Raw genomic sequence first — 16,043 nt, 5'->3', positions numbered from 1 at the left:
TGAGACGCTTGCCCTGCCTGGTCTCCGCGCCGAGAAAGTGCTGGGTCTCTACTAGCATCTCGGCATCAACTCGCTCGCGGAACTGGAGGCCGCCGCCAAAGACGACCGCATCAAAAGAGCCAAAGGCCTCGGCGCTGCGCTGCAGACCAAGGTCCTGCAGAACCTGGCTATCGCGAAAAGCGGAGCAGCCGCCTCCACCTGCACCGCGCCGCCTTGCTCGCGCACGCGAAGGACACGATCCGTAAAGCTAGGCTCGAGCTCAAGCGGGTGACGATCGCGGGCGACTTCCGGCGAGGCTGCGAACTGGTCGGAGACCTCACTATCGTTCCGGAAGTGCCTAAGGTCGCCGGCACGTCGAATGCATCCGCGGTGGACGGACTGCAGATCCGCTTTTCCGACCGCCAACACTTCGGCGCCTCCCTTCTCTTCGCCACAGGCTCGGCGGCTCACATCGAGCAGGTCAAAGAGTTGTCCGCACAGAAAGAATGCGGTTGGACACGGATGGCTTGCACAAGGGCCGCACTCTGGTCGCTGGCGACGAGGTCGACATCTATCGCGCTCTCAGCCTGCCGTTCATCGATCCCGAACTCCGAGAGGGGCGCGGCGAGATCGAGCTAGCTCTGAAGGGCAGGTTGCCGAAGCTCGTCACCGACAAGGACCTACGAGGAATCCTTCACTGCCACACGGATGCCTCGGATGGCACCGAGACCTTGGAGACGATGGCAGGCTACGCACCAGCGCGGTTTCGAGTATTTCGGGGTCGCCGATCGGCGCTATGCGGGCGGTCTCTCTTTGGAGGAGATCGCGCAGCAGCACCGGGAAGCAGACCGACTGAACGAGCGCTTCGGCAAGGATTTCTGAATCCTCAAAGGCATCGAGACCGACATTCTGGCCGACGGCTTGCTGGATTACGCGGACGACGTGCTGGAGTGCTTCGACTTCGTGGTCGCGAGCATTACTGGACCGCAAGGTCCAGACGCAGCGCCTGCTTCGAGCCATCGCCAACCCTCACGCCACCATCATCGGCCATAATGACTGGACGACAACGCAAGCGGCAGTCAGGTTACGATATCGACGTCGAGAAGATCCTTCGGGCGTGTGCCAGGCCCGGGCCTAACCAAGCCGCCGCGCCTAGCTGGCGGCTTCTTCTTTGGCCGATATCAGATCAAGAGGCCTCACGGCGAAGCTCGCGGCGTTCGCGTCGCCGCTTCGCGCGGTCGGCTGGCTGTCGCAGTGGAGGAACTTGGGTTGGCAGGGTTAACGCCGCGGCCTCCTGGACGGGAGGCGCCTCGACCGGCGCGGTCGGGACCCGGTGCGCTTCCATGGATTCGAGCACTTCCCGACCCCCGACCGTGATCTTCCATCCCCCGCTGATGCGTTCGACCAGACCCTGGGAAAAGATGTCGAGATCCGGCACCCGCGCCGCAAGGCGCTTGGTGCGGTCGGCCCAGTCACGACCGCTGGTCGCCAGCAGCGCCATGTCGCGTTTCAGATCTTCCATCACGGCAAAGCCATCCGGATAACTCACCAGAATCTTTAGTACCGTGACTTGGAAATTCACCTGCTGCGCCCCGTTCGATCAGCGCCACATCGTCGGTACGTGGGACAGAGCTTCACGCCCGATTTGCCTGAGGCCATCCGGCGACACTTCGCCTCTGTTCGCAGCCTCCAGGATCGTCGACGCGACGTGGGTACGTGCTCCGACTTCGTGGCAAGAAATGCTTTCGCAGACTTCGTCAAAAACAGCGCGCAAAAGCGCCGTGGTGGCTGCATCGAACATGAAATGCCCTCGTTGAATAAAGCTTCATCTTGGTGAGCTTTCAAACATTTGGGAATCAAAAATGTTAACTTGCAGAGGTCAGAACACCTGACGAAACAATAGACTTCAAGTCCGAACGACGGTCAGCGTAGGTCAGTTTACTAGCGTGCCATACAGAGCAGGTCGACATGTGAACTAACTGGGCAGAGCGGATATGCTGGGGCCACTAGCTGCCCTTCAGGAGCGGCGATTTACCCGCGGGACCTCCTCGATCCGACCATGGTAGTCTGCCGACTTGAGGGAGCCTTCCGGCGTCGCCACCGGGAGCTGGGATATGGACATCGAGAAGTGGCTGTGCAGCCTGGGGCTGCAGGAGTACGTCACGGCCTTTCGCGAGAACAACGTCGAGGCCGATGTTCTTCTGCGGCGAACGGCCGAGGACGTTAAGGATATCCGGGTGAGCTCGGTAGGGCGCCCATCCTGGCAACCAGTGGCGGCGCGAATGGGCGGACCGGACAAGGCGCCTCGCGGGCGGGTGCCGATCTTGATATCTTTTCCCAAGGCCTTGTCGAACGCATCAACGGGGGCTGGAAGATCGCGGCCCAGCGTCGGGCTGTGCTCGAACTCATGGAAGCCCGCCCGGGGAGGAACTCGAGCCAGTGCAAGCGGCCTTGGCCGATGACCGTACCGGAGCGGTATTGGAGACAGCGCCGGTTCATCCGCTGCCACAGCCCGCCGATCGTGCCAAGCGGCGGCGCGAACGCCGCAACGGTCGCCGCGAGGCCCGCGAACGAGCGAGAGCGAACGCTTCTTGAGGTGAAATCGACGCCAAAGAAGAAGCCGCCAGCTGGGCGCGGCGGCTGGATTGCCTGCCCAGCCCCAAGGGTCCTGCCGTAACCTTGTTTGCGGCCACGTCGGCCCGATCTACCGGCCTGCATCTCGATTCGACCATGAGGTAGCCGAGTTGTGGACCGGGCTCTTACAGAGCTGGCGAGGCGCGAAATGGGGAGGACGGCAGCCGAATCCGCGCGGTGTCGCCGGCCGCGACCGGTCCACCAGCCCGAACCACGCCCAACACCCCACATTTGAATGGAGGGCCCAGTTCATCCGGCGAGAGGACCCGCCGTTTTAGACCGGCCCGGAAGCGATCGATGAGGACACACGGGTCCGGAGGCCGGTCAGCTCGATCATCGCCGTGGTCCGAGCTCGATGTGCGTCCCAAGCGGCATCCGCTCGAGGTCCAGGCCGGCAGTGATGATGTTCTCGCCCAGGTCACCCGTTCCTACCTCGAAGCCAGCTCGAAGGAGGGATGCGAAGTGCTCGGATGGAATCAGATGGACCTGCCGCAAATTCGGGAGGCGCGGCTGGCGACGGGCGAGATAGCGGTGCCGGACAAACCGCCGGCGTCGGCGTCGCCTTCGACGCCATGCGCTTCCACCAGCAAGATCCGATCCTGAGGCGGTTTGCTGAAGTGGTGACGGCGATCGGCGGCGACCGCGACCACGGTGCCCTCCGGCCAAAGCGAGTGCGCCGGCGGCATCAGGCCGCCCGGGCGAACGACCGTCGCTTTTGGCGAAGGTAGTGGGTGATGTCCGGTAACGTCATCGCGTCAGGACCCGGTCCGCTGGCAAGCCGCCCTTGCGCGCCATCTCGACCCCCAGTGCATGTGGTCGAGCTCGGGGACCGACTGCGCGTCTGGATTGATGCTCAGCATGCAGCCGAAGTCGAGGGCCGTCTGGTGCCAGCGCCAATCCAGATCGAGCCGCCATGGGTGGGCGTTGATCTCAACGACGACGTCATGCTGTCGATAGCCTCGCCAGCCCCAAACGTACCGCCGTTACCTTGTTCGCGGCCATGCAAGCCGGATCTACCGATTGCGTTTGGATTCGGCCATCAGAGGGCCGAGTCGGGCACCGGCTTACAGAGCCCGTAAAGCGCGGAAGGCGGAGGACGGCAGCCGAACCCGCGCGGCATCGCCGGCCGCGACCGGTCCGCCGGACCGTACCACGCCCAGCACCTCACATTTAAATGGAGAGTCCGTTCTCGCCGACGCGAGCACTTGGATAAGGACACACGGGGTCCGGAGGCCGGCTAGCTCGATAATCGCCGCTGGTCCGAGCTCAATTTGTGTCTCGAGCGGCATTTCGCTCCAGACACAGGCCGGTAGTGGTGATGTTCTCACCCAGGTCACCTGCTGCGACCTGAAAGCCTGCTTCCAGAATAGACGCGAAGCGCTCGGACGGTATATCGGGTGGACCTGCCGCAGATTAGTAGGCGGGGCTGGCGGCGGATAGCGCTGCTGGACAAACGGCTCCGCGTGGGCGTCGGCCTCGACGCCATGGCCTTCCAGCAGCATGATCCGATCCTGAGACATCTTGCTGAAACTGTGCCTGCGACCGGCGGCGACCATGACTACGGTGCCTTTCAATAAGAACGCCTGCCCCTGCGGCATCCGGCCGCCCGGGAGATCTACGTCGCGGTCCAGGCTCCGAAAGGGGAGCTTGGCGTCTTTCTTGTCTCGGATGAACCAGCAAGGCCCACAAGTGCAAGATCCGTCGCCGGGATTTGCCATCTCCAGGCTATGGACTTCCGCTGCAAGGGGTACTTGCTCGCTGACGGTTCCGCAAACCTGGGCTCGCTGGACATCGTTCGGCGAGGTCGACCGCTGAGCCCCGCCTTCAGGCGGTACGGCTAGTCGGACAGCGGCGTGTCGGCGATGTCGAGAAGTGCTCCGAGGCCTTGTCGTAGACGGCGCGTCGCGGTGCTCTCGTTGACAAGCCCAAAGACGAGCAGGGATCGGCCGGTCACGGTATAAGCGTGTCCAAACTCGAACTCTGCCATGGGCGCGCTCGGCTGGTTGGTGTCGACCAGCGCGAGCCAGATGCGCCCGTCGGTGACTTCAGGGAGAGTGAAATTCACGACGTCAAGATGGGCGTTGTAGACCAGCAGCAGGGTCGCGTCTGAGCCGCGGCGCTTGATTCCGGTTTCCTGGGCGCGCCCGTCCAGCAGCATGCCAAAGCATTTGGCGTTGCCGTCCTGCCATTGCTCGGTCGTCATCTCCTCGCCGGACGGGGACAGCCACGCTACGTCCTTGACGTCCAGCTCCTCGTTGTGGGAACCGACCAGGAAGCGGCTGCGATACAGGATGGGAAAGGCCTTGCGGGTGGCGATCAGCTTGCGGGCGAATTCACGAAGGTTTCGGCCGTTCGCGCTGATGCTCATCCAGTCGAGCCATGTTGTCTCGTTGTCCTGAGCGTAGGCGTTGTTGTTGCCGTTCTGGGTGTGACCAAACTCGTCGCCCGCGAGCAGCATCGGTGTGCCGTGCGACAACAGCATCGTCGCGAGCAGATTGCGCTTCTGCCGCTCTCTGAGCGCTGTGATCTCAGAATTATCCGTCGGCCCCTCGGCGCCGCAGTTCCAGGAATGATTGTTGCTGTGGCCATCGCGATTGTCCTCGCCGTTCCCCTCGTTGTGCTTGTCATGTAGGAGACAAGATCGTTGAGATTGAAGCCGTCGTGGGCAGTGACGAAATTGACGCTGGCCCATGGCCGACGACCGCGCTTGTTGAAGAGATCACCTGAACCCGAGACGCGCTTGGCAAAATCGGCGAGGGTGCCCGGATCTCCCTTCCAGAACGCGCGCGCGGTATCCCTGAACTTGTCGTTCCACTCGGCCCAACCCGGTGGAAATTGGCCGACCTGGTACCCGCCGGGCCCGATGTCCCAAGGCTCGGCGATCAACTTGACGCTGGAGAGCACGGGATCCTGACGGCAGGCGTCGAGGAAGCCGCCGCCTTCGTCGAAGCCGTAGGGCTCGCGGGCCAGGATGGTGGCTAGGTCGAAGCGAAAGCCGTCGACGCGCATCTCGGTCGCCCAATAGCGCAAGGAGTCCGCGACGAGCTGGAGCACGCGAGGATGCGAGAGGTTCACCGTGTTGCCGGTGCCGGTGTCGTTGATGTAATAGCGCTTCTTGTCCGGCAGCAGGCGGTAATAGCTGGCGTTATCAATACCCTTGAACGACAGGGTCGGGCCGAGCTCGTTGCCTTCGGCGGTGTGATTGTAGACGACATCGAGAATGATCTCGATGCCGTGGGCGTGAAACTGGTTGACCATCGCCTTGAATTCGTTCGCGAAGGGCGTCTTCAGGTAACGCGGTTCGGGCGCGAAGAAGGCGATCGAGTTGTATCCCCAGTAATTGCGCAGCCCTTTCTCGACCAAATAACTGTCGTCGACGAAGGCATGGATCGGCAATAGCTCCGCGCTGGTGATCCCGAGCGAGCGCAGATAGGCGGGGATCTCGGAGTGTGCGAGGCCGAAGAACGTGCCTCGGTCTGATTCCGGCACCAGCGGATGCAGGTGGGTGAACCCCTTGACATGCACCTCGTAAACGATTGTCCGCTCCCAAGGCACTTCGGGCTTGCGCGCCGCGCCCCAAGTGAAGGCGGGGTCGATGACTCTGCATTTCTGCATGAGACGCGCACTGTCGCGCTCGTCGTAGGAGAGGTCCTTGTCGGCGTGATCGAGCTGGTAGCCGAACAGTTCCGGTCCCCAGCGCAGTTGACCAACCAGCTGCCTTGCATACGGATCGAGTACGAGCTTGTTGGGATTGAACCGGTGCCCGGTGTCGGGCTCGTAAGGACCATGGACGCGATAGGCGTAAACCGCGCCGGGACGCGCCGAGGGCAGATAGCCGTGCCAGACTTCATCGGTATATTCCGGTAACTCGAGCCGCTCGAGCTCGGTTTCGCCGTCGTCGTCAAACAGGCAGAGCTCGACCTTGGTGGCGTGGGCCGAGAACAGCGCGAAATTGACGCCGAGGCCGTCCCAAGTGGCGCCGAGCGGAAACGGCTTTCCCTCAGTGATCCGCGACCGGCGCAGGCTCGAGACCGCCCGCGTCAGGGCGTCGTCCGGATGCGTCTTTTGGTCCATGTCTGCCCCCAAGGAAAAGTCTGGTCAGGATGTCGGCGTCGTCGCGGCAATCTCGGTCTGTGCCTGCTCGCTGGCTGCGGCAGAGGCGATCACTGCCGCGGGAGGCACATCGGCCGGGTCTGGCGGCGCGCCGACGCGCTGCTGGGTGGCTTCCTTGTTGATCGCCGAGAGCGAATTTCCGATCCGGCCAACTATGGCGGTCAGCTCGGCATCGGAGAGACCGAGACGTTTTCTGACGAGGCGCATTTGAACGCGATCGGTCAGGTCGAGCTTGTTGCGGATCGGTTTCGGTGTCGAGCGGCGCATGGCGGCAACTCCTGTGTGTGGTCGTAACCGCCGCTCTGCAATTCTGTTCCAGTGCCGGGGCAGACGACGTCAGCCCGCGCTGGCGGCCCATACCAGACTCACGAAGGTTCCTGTATCCTGATCGCGTCTTCGTTTTCGGGAATTGTAAGCACGTCGAACTCAGCTTTGCCGGAGCACCGGCAATCGGCTCTAGGCGGCCAGATAATCTATCGCGATCCACTCAGCCGTGAAGCGCTGTTTAGCGCGGAAGCCGTTGAGGGCAAAGAAGGTCAAATCACTCCGATTGTATTCGAAAATGGACCTGATCTTGCGCGACCGGCATGTTCTTCTCAAGAGGCTGCCGTCCGGCAGCTGACCTATCAAGACGTCTCGGCTGCCGCCGTGACCAAAATGGTGGAGTAGTTACGGACCCGACCACGGAGAGAACGAGCGTGCCGGGCGTTTATGACGCAGGCGACGTGTCGCGTGACGTCCGGTTCGTTGCCGTTGCCGTAGGCGAGGGCGCGAAAGCGGCCGTTGCGATCAACAAGGCATTCCGCAGGCGCGGCGGGTTGTCCGATTATACGTTTCGCTTTGCATACTTCCTCTTGAGAGGAAAGCAGGTTGCTCCCCAACAGAATCCAAATCCTTGAGGCATCTCGAATAGGTTGCTGCCTTAACATTCGTTAGTGGGCGAAGCTGGGCTCGGCACAATAGTGCTAGACCAAGGTAGTTCCTCGGGACCCGCCGGCTCCTGTTCTTCCTCCGCCTGCCCCACCGGCAACGGCACGATCACCTTGCGCGAGTCGGCAGCGATCTATCCCATCGCCAGCGCACCTGTCAGCGCAATCTGCCAAACTTCGTCCCTCTGTCGAAGCTGATTGCAACCGACCGCCCTGAAGCTCGGGCCTAAGCAGATCGAAACTGAATCGCGTCGAGGTGCCACATGGTCGAAGATAGTCCTCTCAAACCTGATGACTTCCCGGTGAAGGTCGAAAATCAGACGCCGCGAACTCAGAAGGACGAACCTGTCGCTGTTGCCGAGACCCCAGAGCTCGCTGACAAGCTCCCAGAACGGCTCAACGAGCATGCTCATCAAGAAGAACAGGATCGTTGGTCGGCTTGAAGAGCATCGCGGCTCGAGTCCTTGTTGTCGCCACGACGTCGAAGTCGTTATTCACTCGCACATGAAGAAGGGAGAGGGCGGGAGTGGGACGGCCCCTAAAGGAGTGGTCCACCCAGGAACTATTGCCTCCTTCACGCCATTGACTTTCTTTCCATCGGGAGAAGGTCATGAACCGAAAATCTCTTCTTCTCACAGCTGCGTTGTCCCTCGCTGTTACTCCTATCCTCGCCCAAGGAGGCGGAGGGGGTGGTGGTGCTGGTGGAGGCGCCGGTGGGGCGGCCTCAAGCGGCGGGGCGTCCGGGTCATCCGCGAGTTCAGGCGCAGGCGTCGGGACGTCCGGCGGCGCGAGTGGCGGCCCCTCGGCACCATCCGGCACGGGCACCAACAACAGCACGACTGGGGTCCACACAAACAACTCACCAATTCATCCGAACGTTCAGCCCCCGACGCCAAATGGGAATACAGCAAGCACACCTGCCGCGCCGACCAGTTCGGGCACGGGCAATACCGCGACTGGATCGACGGCGACGCAAAGCAGGACCGACAGGTCTGGCATCACGCCAACGACCGGCAACAACGGCCGGCAGATGACCCCCGCCGAACAAGCAAGAACGGGCATTAAGACGCTTCCTCAAGACCAAGCTCCCGGCGCCGTCAGTGCTCCAGGCGTTGGCGTCGGTCACGCCGCGAACGGCTTGCCAATCGGCACTCCGGGGTCCGGAACCAGTAACGTCGATCAGAAGTAGCCTTGTCCAGACCTCCCAATGAAAGCCCGTTACACACGGCGTTCCCGCTTGTGGCGGGCCAAAAACCGCACGTGAGGTTGGCTTCGCTTCAGGCACCGCGCATGGCGGTAAGCGCTACATGGCTCCTTTCCGAATGCAACCTAGCCCAATGCAAACAATTGGCGAGATAGCAATCGCTCCAAGATTTTGCACGTCGCGCTCGGGAACGCGTCTAGCCCAACTATTCTGCACTAAGGGAATCTAGCCTTGAAGAGAGTGGAAGGATGAGCGTTTTGGCAGAACGGCTCATGTTTAGTTTCAGTAGGTAAGACCAATAGCTTCGCGATGTCTCCTCGGAGAGTGGGAACGCCCGGAGCAAGACAGTGTTGGCCCACATGCGCTTCTATTTCGACTATCAGGACACGGCCGGCGCCATCATTGACGATCAGGGCGAAGCGCTTCCGGACTTCGAGGCTGCCCGGGATGCCGCGATGAGATATTTGGCAGAGGGATACGAGACCACAGCCCTTCGGTCCTAGCCGAGAAGCTGTCCCTCCTCGTAAGAACGAAAGAAGTGCCGATCATGATCGTGTCGGCTACTGTTGAAGTCGCGGCGGCGAAAAGCAGCAACCTCTCGTGACCGAGTACGGACGGAGATCCGAGATGCCCTTTTCCCCCGATCTCTCTGGCGAGTTCAGGACGCGAAGCCCGAAGCTGTTCTGTTCGCGATGTTCGACGGTATCGGCCGTATCGAGTGCAGGGTCGAATGGTCGGCCTTGCGCGATCGCGCTGTCGCCGATGGCACGGAGGCGAATGACATCGCCGGCACGTTCAAGAGACATCGGAGGACAATCGAGCAGATAGCGAGCGAACAGTTCGATGCAGGCAAGCAGACGCCCGTTATTGGGTCTGAGCAGCTTGCCCGGCAGAACCCCTGACGGCGGCAAGGAGTGAGAAGTAGGCGGCGAGGCGACGCAACCGCGCGCCGGGATCAGAACAGCCGTCCTCGTGCGGGTCTTTGAAGCGCTCGGCGCCGTCGGCATCGACGCCCGCCCAGCGATCTACGACGAAAGCTTCGCCGAAGAAGTCCACGAACAGCTGCTCGCGGTGAATGGCTGCTAGTCCGGTCCACCCATCCAAGACGGTCGACAATCGCGATGCCCTGCCGCGCGACGTCGCCGCCCGTGGAGTGTGGGTGAGCGCGCACCGGACCGCTGTACATCCAAGATCGAGATCAGCGAGGCTCGGGGGAAAGGGGAGTAGAACGGCATCAAATCGGGAAGGTCGAGCCACCCATGCAAAGTCCTCAGGTCCGGTCGGCATAGCGCCGCATCAAGGGATAGGGCAGATGGTCGATGAAGAATGGAGCACGTCGATTCGTCGGCGCGCCTTACCACCTGGTCCAGCATCATGACGTGATGTGGTGCCATGTCCTTCGCCGAGGGATCGAGGCGCAGCGCCATCTTCGAACACGGCACCAGCTCGGCTGAGGTGATCGCATCGCCGCTCGCGAACAGCGTCACCTCATGAATTGAGAAATTCTGCGCCGCAACAAAGGTTGCTAAAGTCGCGCGATCGCCTCCGCTTCTCCTTGTTCAAAAGGTACACGGCGATGCGCGTGCGCTGCTGGCGATCGTCAGGTCTGTCATGGAAGGGCTCGGCTCGCGAGGAACGAATGCGGCGACGCCAACTTTTTTGTCCTCACGCGTGCTTAAGCGATCGTAAAGCGGCATCAATGATGTCCGTCGCGATCCCGCCAACGCGTGCCGAATATCCGTGGATACAAACGAAAGGCCAGCGGTTGCATCAGAAACTGGGAATTGCCGGACAGGCCCGTCGCCACGGTCCTCAGATCGTCGGCCACGGGGTGGTCTTCAATCTCTGGGCCCCATCCGCGGGCTCGGTCGAGCTGTTGGAGGTCGGAAGGCCGCCGCACAGGATGCCGCGCGACGACGAGGGTTGGTATCAACTTCTTAGCCCAACCGCGCGTGCTGGTACGCGCTATCAATTCAGGATCAACGGGAATCTGGCGGTTCCCGACCCCGCCTCCTTCTTTCAGCCCGACGATGTAGGCGCGCCCAGCGAGGTGCTTGATACGTCGACGCTTCGGGACGCCATCCTCTATCCGGGCCGCCTTTGGGCCGAAGCCGTCATCTACGAGCTCCATGTCGGTACTTTCAGCGAAGAGGGAACGTATGCTGGTGTGGAGAAGAGGTTACCCTATCTGCGCGATCTCGGCATCACCGCCATCGAGCTGATGCCGCTCCACGACGTGCCTGGTCGGTATAATTGGGGATATGATGGGGTTCTCCTGAACGCACCTAACGCGCGTTTCGGCAGTCCGCAGGACCTCAAGGGCCTGCTGCGGGCGGCGCACGCCCTCGACATCATGGTCTATCTAGATGTTGTCTATAACCACTTTGGGCCGCAGTTGAACTATCTGCACAGTTACGCGGAGAGCTTCTTCACGGCGCGCCACACCACGTGGTGGGGGCCTGCCGTCAACTTCGAGGGGCGCGATGGCGCATTCGTCCGCGAATTCCTGATAGAGAACGCGCTGATGTGGCTGCGCGATTACGGCTTCGACGGGCTGCGCTTCGACGCGGTCCATGCTCTCAAGGATGATTCCGATCGCCATTTCCTCGTCGAACTCGCCGAGACCATACGCCACGAGCTGCCCGGCCGTCGCGTGCACTTGATGCTGGAGAACGAGGCCAACCAGGCGCATCTTCTCGGTCGCTCACAGGGGCAAGCGAGGCATTACGACGCGCAATGGGGCGACGACTTCCACAATGCGCTGCACGTCCTACTGACGGGCGAAAACGAAGGCTATTATCGCGCCTTTGCCGACAAGCCGCTCGAACATCTCGCCCGGTCCTTGACGCAGGGATTTGCGTATCAGGGCGAGATCTTCCCGCTTCACGATGCGCCGCGCGGCGAGCCGAGCGATCATCTGCCGCCCGAAGCGACCATCTTCTTCGCGCAGAACCACGACCAAGTCGGCAATCGCGCTCTGGGGGAACGCCTGTCCAGACTGGTCAGTCCCGAAAAGCTCGGTCAATCGTTGGCGCTGATCTTGCTTAATCCGCACATCCCGATGCTGTTCATGGGCGAGGAGGCGGCGGCCGACACGCCCTTCCTTTTCTTCGCGGACTGGGCGGGTGAGGCTGCCGAGCTGACACGGGAAGGACGACGGAGGGAGTTCGCCCATTTCAAATGTTTTTCGGCGCCCGAGATGCGTGCCAAAATTCCGGATCCTTGCGATGAGCGGACCTTTCATGCCTCGAAGCTCGATTGGGCGAGCATCGATAGCTCTCCCGTCGGCCGGAAATTCCGCGCGCTGACAATCCGGTTGCTGCGTATCCGCCAAGACAGGATCGTGCCGCTGATCAAGCGCGGCTTCGTTTTGGCCGGAAGCGAATCGCTGGGAGAGGGCGCACGCACTGGCGGCCTGGACGTCCGCTGGCGGACAGCGGACGGAGAGATCCTGCAGATCGTCGTGAATTTCGCCGACCATGAATTGCCGATGCCACAACTCATCGGCGGGGACGAGTTATGGCGATTACGCTCGGCAGACACAGACGCACTCCTGCCGAACAACATCATCGTGCGACTGGGGCAGGAGGGCTGACCGGCGGTCAGGAACGCAAAAGAGTCGCCCCCGTTAGCGAGTAAATCTCCTGGAGACGCCTCATAACCGAATAACCCGAGCCACCGTCCGATCACAGCAGCAACCAATGCCCGGGTCGACGAACGCAATGAATCCGCGCCCGTCAAAGCGGGCGAGCCGCGGGACGATAGCAACGTGCACATCCTGCGCCGCAATTGGCCATCGACGCCGTTCGGTGCCGCCGTCGCCGTTCCACAGGTCCCTCGCCGGGCGCCCGTACAAAGCTAGTGGCTCCGACGAACTTCGGTCGCTCCTTCATAACGTTGTCGAACCGATTCTCAGGAATTCGCTCGCCATGGCCCGTCTCCTTCGGAAGGAAGAAGTATTTGCACGAGGTAATTGGAGTCATCGAACCAATCACGCTCGGGCACCCCCAGGCCAGTCGCAGAGGAGCATATCCGTCGTCACGCACTCGACCTGCTGCCCGAACCGGTTCAAGTAGATGTTCATCATGGAGTCGTGGGTCTCGTCCGCGGAGCTGCAGACCGCATCGGTGACGAGGATTACCCGAAAGCCCCAATCGACCGCGCCGAGTACGGTGGCAAGAACGCAGACGTCGGTCTCGCCGCCGGTGACGATCACGGTGTCGACCCCCGCGTTTCGCAATTGAGCGTCCAGATCGCTTCCGGTCCACGGCGAATAAACATGCTTGTTGAAGATGCGCGCAGGCGGAACGAACCGGGCAAGGTCCGGGACCAGATCGATCATGTCCTGGCCGAGCTCGTCGATGGTCATCGATCTCCAGCGCTCGTAGTAGCGCCTCCACATGGCGACGCCGTCACCCGGCTTTTTGACTGGGATGAACCGGGTGAAGACGGTGCGATCCGGATGGGCCGCCGTTATTTCCACCACGTTGGGCAGGACGCGCGGTAACCACGGCATCTTCCAGTCCGTGCCTTCGGCGAACATGCGCTGCATGTCGACGCAGATATGGATGGCATCGGCGCCGGGAGGGCCGTATTTCAGCTCACCGTTCTTTGACATGGCTTCTTCCTCGATCGATGGTCTCGACGGAGGGGCGCGGCTGTCGTTCCTGCGTCAGAGAGAGGTCGCGGACCTTGCAACCGAGAACGATTCCGGCGAGCGCGGCGCCGACCAGGTTCGATCCGACGATGACCCAATCTCCTTGCATAACCCCGTAGACGATCCATAGCGAAAGACCGAGCGTGAGCGCTGTCAGCATGCCCAGCGAGAGGTCGGCCGTAGACCCGCGAGGCCAGGCCTTCCGGACCTGGGGCACGTACGAGAGCGAAGCAAGAAATGCGGCGATACCGCCGATGTAGGGAGCAAGGGATGACACGGACGATAACGGCAAGCGGGCGCCGCCGTTCCTATTCAATCGGCCTGCTCAAGAACCGCCGCCTTTGCGCTTTCGATCTCCTCGCCCGGCGCCTTCTCGATGCCCGTGATCTGATGGCGGCGTTCGTGGTGGCGACGATGAGCTCGTCCAACTTGACGGTTCTGCGCCGCCTGGACGAGGAACACCATCGGGAAGGTGATGATGGTGGTGCCGGTGTTGATGACGAGCTGCCATGTCGCTGAAGCCAAAGATCGGGCCGGTGACCGCCCGGACGACTACGACCGCGTTTGCGAGCAGAAAAGTCGCCAGGCGTCCTAAGACCGTGACGTGGTGACCGCTAAGCGGACGAACCAGCCGCCCTCGCGTGCGAAGTCGCGGAGGCATCCCCGATGGGAAAGGTTTGCGCGCATTCGAGTTCTCCTGAAGCTCCTTGGGCTCGACCTTGAGCTTTACTGCTCTAGATCTTTGCGGATGAGGTCGGGATGCGTGGAGGTGAGTTATCTGCGGCGGGGCAGCTTGGCATTGTCGCCAGTGTTGCTGTTCCGCGGCAAGGCGACCTCCATCCCACGGATGATGTCATCGTTGGTATCGACCATGCCGGCAAGAATATATCGCTCGAACTTCAGGTTAACAAAGAGATCTTCGCGGCAGCTGTGAAGACGCAAGCTGCTGCTAACTTTATCAAATCGGTTGCGAGTGGATTTGTCGTCGAGCATGTTACGGACTCTATACACCGCACAACGGACTTTGCGGATCATGGAGCGGTCCACGCCTGCTCGCTCGAAGGGACTGGTGAACGGGGCTGAACGGACGCGTTGCCAACTTGCGAGGAGTCATTTGCTCGCCGAGGTCCTGCCTCCTATCTGGTCTTAATCTTTGGGCTCTACTGGAAAGGGCTCTTGAGTCTTGCGGCCCAAGAACTCGTCGGGCTTGGAAAACAGGACATTCGCCGCACGCCTCGCAAGCTCGTTGAACATTTCAATCTGCTTCCGATGATCGCTTGGCTGCCTGAAGATTGGCCCATTGAAGATTGCATGTTTACTTCGGTAGCCGTAAGCCGGGTGAACGAAGCCACTCGCTCATGTGCGAGACCGTCTCGCATTGGCGAGCCTTTCGGAGCAGGTTTTCCCGCCTTATTCCCGGCGGGCGCTGAGCTGCGTCCTCGCGCAGCTGCTTGGCCGTTAGCGCGAGGCGCTCCTCGAGAGTTGTGGTTTGTTTAAAGCGACGCCGCTTCTTCATGGCTGCTCCTTGTTTTTGAGTAGGCGCAATCGGCGCCTACTTGCCGACTATGCGCGTGCTAATTTTGAAACTTGCGCCTGGTGCGGCTCGTCATCAACAAAACAATAGGTAGTTCAAGGCCTTGCTGGCGCTTTCGACCAACTAGGTTGTAACCTATGTGAATGAGGCATTTGAGCCAAAGGAGTAATGGACGCCTTAGGAGCCTTTGTACGCTTTTGAGGTTTCAGATGGGTGAGCTGAGCCGGGGAGAACGTCTCCAAATCATGCTGTCTTGCGAGGAGCTTCGTGCCCTTAATACGTGACGTTTCGCGAAACGGATGCCGAGCAGAGCCTCAGCGATAAGGGAGTTGCTAAAACGCGGCCTCGCCGCCGAAGGATTTTTGGAAGCCGAGGCGGGTCAGCACTCTAAGAACTTTTCGGTGCTGCCGGATGACGCCGCTCGGTAGAAGGTTTCCGCAGGATAGGTCTGCGAGTCACAAGCCGCCGATCGCGCTCAAGGTGAAAGACGTCCGCTTTGCGTTTGTAAGCTGACGTGACGAGTACACGCCCTAGTCGGCCGCAAGAGACGAGCAATTGAGTGAGACCGAGCATGTTTCGCTGGATGCAAATAGACCCCCGACGGAAGATAATCCAAGAGGATCGGAGATACGTTGTTCGCCGAGCGCAACGTTTTCTTCGAAGTTATTTAGCATCGGATTCAGCTGGCAAGCTGCGAGTTTATGAGGCCATCGGGGGCGCATCCGCCGCTTGCCGACCATTCACTAATCCCGTCGCGGAGGATGCACAGATCGCCGGAGCCACGGCTCAAACTGCGTTCGGCGTTGTAAAGCGACGCAGCAAAAAGGGCGATGACGGCAAAGACCAATCGGCGATATTTATAACGGACGCATACGCCACAGTGACAATTGCCTATCGCCGCGCCGCGGGCGAGTACACGCTTCATCCTGACTTGCAGCAACTTGGTACCGCGGCTGTCCATCTTCTGACCATTACGACATCCTACATGACAGC

At 61.1% G+C, this 16,043-nt stretch carries 16 protein-coding genes and 4 pseudogenes; 9 read left to right on the top strand and 11 right to left on the bottom strand.

Translation table 11 applies throughout. The features are described from left to right. Positions 1 to 485 precede the first annotated feature (485 nt). Positions 486 to 536 (top strand): annotated as a pseudogene (locus tag NLM27_RS44320) (hypothetical protein); the annotation flags it as partial. Between the two features lie 629 nt (positions 537 to 1,165). Here the strand turns inward: NLM27_RS44320 and NLM27_RS43220 are convergent. Both NLM27_RS43220 and NLM27_RS43215 read right to left on the bottom strand, forming a co-directional pair. Further along, positions 1,166 to 1,561: a hypothetical protein gene (locus NLM27_RS43220; protein WP_254149443.1), complete on the bottom strand. Its 396-nt coding sequence runs from the start codon at positions 1,559 to 1,561 to the stop codon at positions 1,166 to 1,168. 18 nt (positions 1,562 to 1,579) lie between these two features. Next, entirely contained in the window at positions 1,580 to 1,780 is a 201-nt protein-coding gene (locus NLM27_RS43215; protein ID WP_254149381.1) for a hypothetical protein, read from the bottom strand. Positions 1,781 to 2,093: 313 nt separating this feature from the next. Here NLM27_RS43215 and NLM27_RS44315 point away from each other — a divergent pair, with 313 nt between their 5' ends. Beyond that, a complete protein-coding gene (locus tag NLM27_RS44315) occupies positions 2,094 to 2,441 on the top strand; it encodes a hypothetical protein (protein ID WP_375142356.1) in 348 nt (115 codons plus the stop codon). Between the two features lie 648 nt (positions 2,442 to 3,089). Here the strand turns inward: NLM27_RS44315 and NLM27_RS43935 are convergent. Beyond that, complete coding sequence (locus NLM27_RS43935) at positions 3,090 to 3,263, bottom strand: hypothetical protein (RefSeq protein WP_254149380.1); 174 nt, start codon at positions 3,261 to 3,263, stop codon at positions 3,090 to 3,092. Positions 3,264 to 3,298: 35 nt separating this feature from the next. Beyond that, positions 3,299 to 3,575: pseudogene (locus NLM27_RS43200) on the bottom strand (DNA polymerase/3'-5' exonuclease PolX); the annotation flags it as partial. A gap of 621 nt (positions 3,576 to 4,196) precedes the next feature. Between NLM27_RS43200 and NLM27_RS43195 the strand changes: the two are divergent. Further along, complete coding sequence (locus tag NLM27_RS43195; RefSeq protein ID WP_375142365.1) at positions 4,197 to 4,454, top strand: hypothetical protein; 258 nt, start codon at positions 4,197 to 4,199, stop codon at positions 4,452 to 4,454. On the opposite strand, the pseudogene glgX reads toward NLM27_RS43195, so the two are convergent. After that, positions 4,451 to 6,687, bottom strand: a pseudogene (gene glgX, locus NLM27_RS43190) (glycogen debranching protein GlgX). The gene NLM27_RS43195 and the pseudogene glgX overlap by 4 nt on opposite strands. 24 nt (positions 6,688 to 6,711) lie before the next feature. Further along, positions 6,712 to 6,993 carry a DUF3606 domain-containing protein gene (locus NLM27_RS43185; protein WP_254149379.1) on the bottom strand — a complete coding sequence of 94 codons (282 nt, stop codon included), beginning with the start codon at positions 6,991 to 6,993 and terminating at the stop codon, positions 6,712 to 6,714. Between the two features lie 320 nt (positions 6,994 to 7,313). Between NLM27_RS43185 and NLM27_RS43180 the strand changes: the two genes are divergently transcribed. The 5 genes from NLM27_RS43180 (at position 7,314) to treZ (ending at position 12,454) form a co-directional block, all read left to right on the top strand. Continuing rightward, entirely contained in the window at positions 7,314 to 7,625 is a 312-nt protein-coding gene (locus NLM27_RS43180) for an FAD-dependent oxidoreductase (protein WP_254149378.1), read from the top strand. A gap of 293 nt (positions 7,626 to 7,918) precedes the next feature. Then, positions 7,919 to 8,098 carry a hypothetical protein gene (locus tag NLM27_RS43175; protein ID WP_254149377.1) on the top strand — a complete coding sequence of 60 codons (180 nt, stop codon included), beginning with the start codon at positions 7,919 to 7,921 and terminating at the stop codon, positions 8,096 to 8,098. A 1,108-nt stretch (positions 8,099 to 9,206) separates the two neighbouring features. Then, complete coding sequence (locus NLM27_RS43170; protein ID WP_254149376.1) at positions 9,207 to 9,362, top strand: DUF6894 family protein; 156 nt, start codon at positions 9,207 to 9,209, stop codon at positions 9,360 to 9,362. Between the two features lie 63 nt (positions 9,363 to 9,425). Beyond that, positions 9,426 to 9,761, top strand: a complete 336-nt coding sequence (locus tag NLM27_RS43730) for a DUF1488 family protein (RefSeq protein WP_256570475.1) — start codon at positions 9,426 to 9,428, stop codon at positions 9,759 to 9,761. Positions 9,762 to 10,558: 797 nt separating this feature from the next. Further along, positions 10,559 to 12,454 carry a malto-oligosyltrehalose trehalohydrolase gene (treZ, locus tag NLM27_RS43160; protein WP_254149374.1) on the top strand — a complete coding sequence of 632 codons (1,896 nt, stop codon included), beginning with the start codon at positions 10,559 to 10,561 and terminating at the stop codon, positions 12,452 to 12,454. 396 nt (positions 12,455 to 12,850) lie between these two features. Here treZ and NLM27_RS43155 read toward each other — a convergent pair whose 3' ends face one another. The 4 genes from NLM27_RS43155 to NLM27_RS43140 form a co-directional block, all read right to left on the bottom strand. Then, on the bottom strand, positions 12,851 to 13,477 hold the full coding sequence (locus NLM27_RS43155) for a cysteine hydrolase family protein (protein ID WP_254149373.1): 627 nt from the start codon (positions 13,475 to 13,477) through the stop codon (positions 12,851 to 12,853). Further along, the gene (locus tag NLM27_RS43150; RefSeq protein ID WP_309144820.1) at positions 13,461 to 13,793 is read right to left on the bottom strand and encodes a SemiSWEET family transporter; all 333 of its coding nucleotides are present in this window, start codon (positions 13,791 to 13,793) and stop codon (positions 13,461 to 13,463) included. Before NLM27_RS43150 ends, NLM27_RS43155 begins: the two co-directional genes overlap by 17 nt. 35 nt (positions 13,794 to 13,828) lie before the next feature. Further along, entirely contained in the window at positions 13,829 to 14,041 is a 213-nt protein-coding gene (locus NLM27_RS44310) for a low affinity iron permease family protein (protein WP_375142355.1), read from the bottom strand. A gap of 249 nt (positions 14,042 to 14,290) precedes the next feature. Beyond that, entirely contained in the window at positions 14,291 to 14,509 is a 219-nt protein-coding gene (locus NLM27_RS43140; protein WP_254149372.1) for a hypothetical protein, read from the bottom strand. Between the two features lie 750 nt (positions 14,510 to 15,259). Here NLM27_RS43140 and NLM27_RS43130 point away from each other — a divergent pair. Then, positions 15,260 to 15,478 (top strand): annotated as a pseudogene (locus tag NLM27_RS43130) (hypothetical protein). Between the two features lie 251 nt (positions 15,479 to 15,729). Here the strand turns inward: NLM27_RS43130 and NLM27_RS43125 are convergent. After that, on the bottom strand, positions 15,730 to 15,975 hold the full coding sequence (locus tag NLM27_RS43125) for a hypothetical protein (RefSeq protein WP_254149370.1): 246 nt from the start codon (positions 15,973 to 15,975) through the stop codon (positions 15,730 to 15,732). Positions 15,976 to 16,043: the final 68 nt, after the last annotated feature.

The organism is Bradyrhizobium sp. CCGB12 (assembly GCF_024199845.1).
Classification (GTDB): Bacteria; Pseudomonadota; Alphaproteobacteria; order Rhizobiales; family Xanthobacteraceae; genus Bradyrhizobium.
The sequence above is the reverse complement of the archived record's forward strand: the minus strand, read 5'-3'. Positions and strand labels throughout refer to the sequence as shown.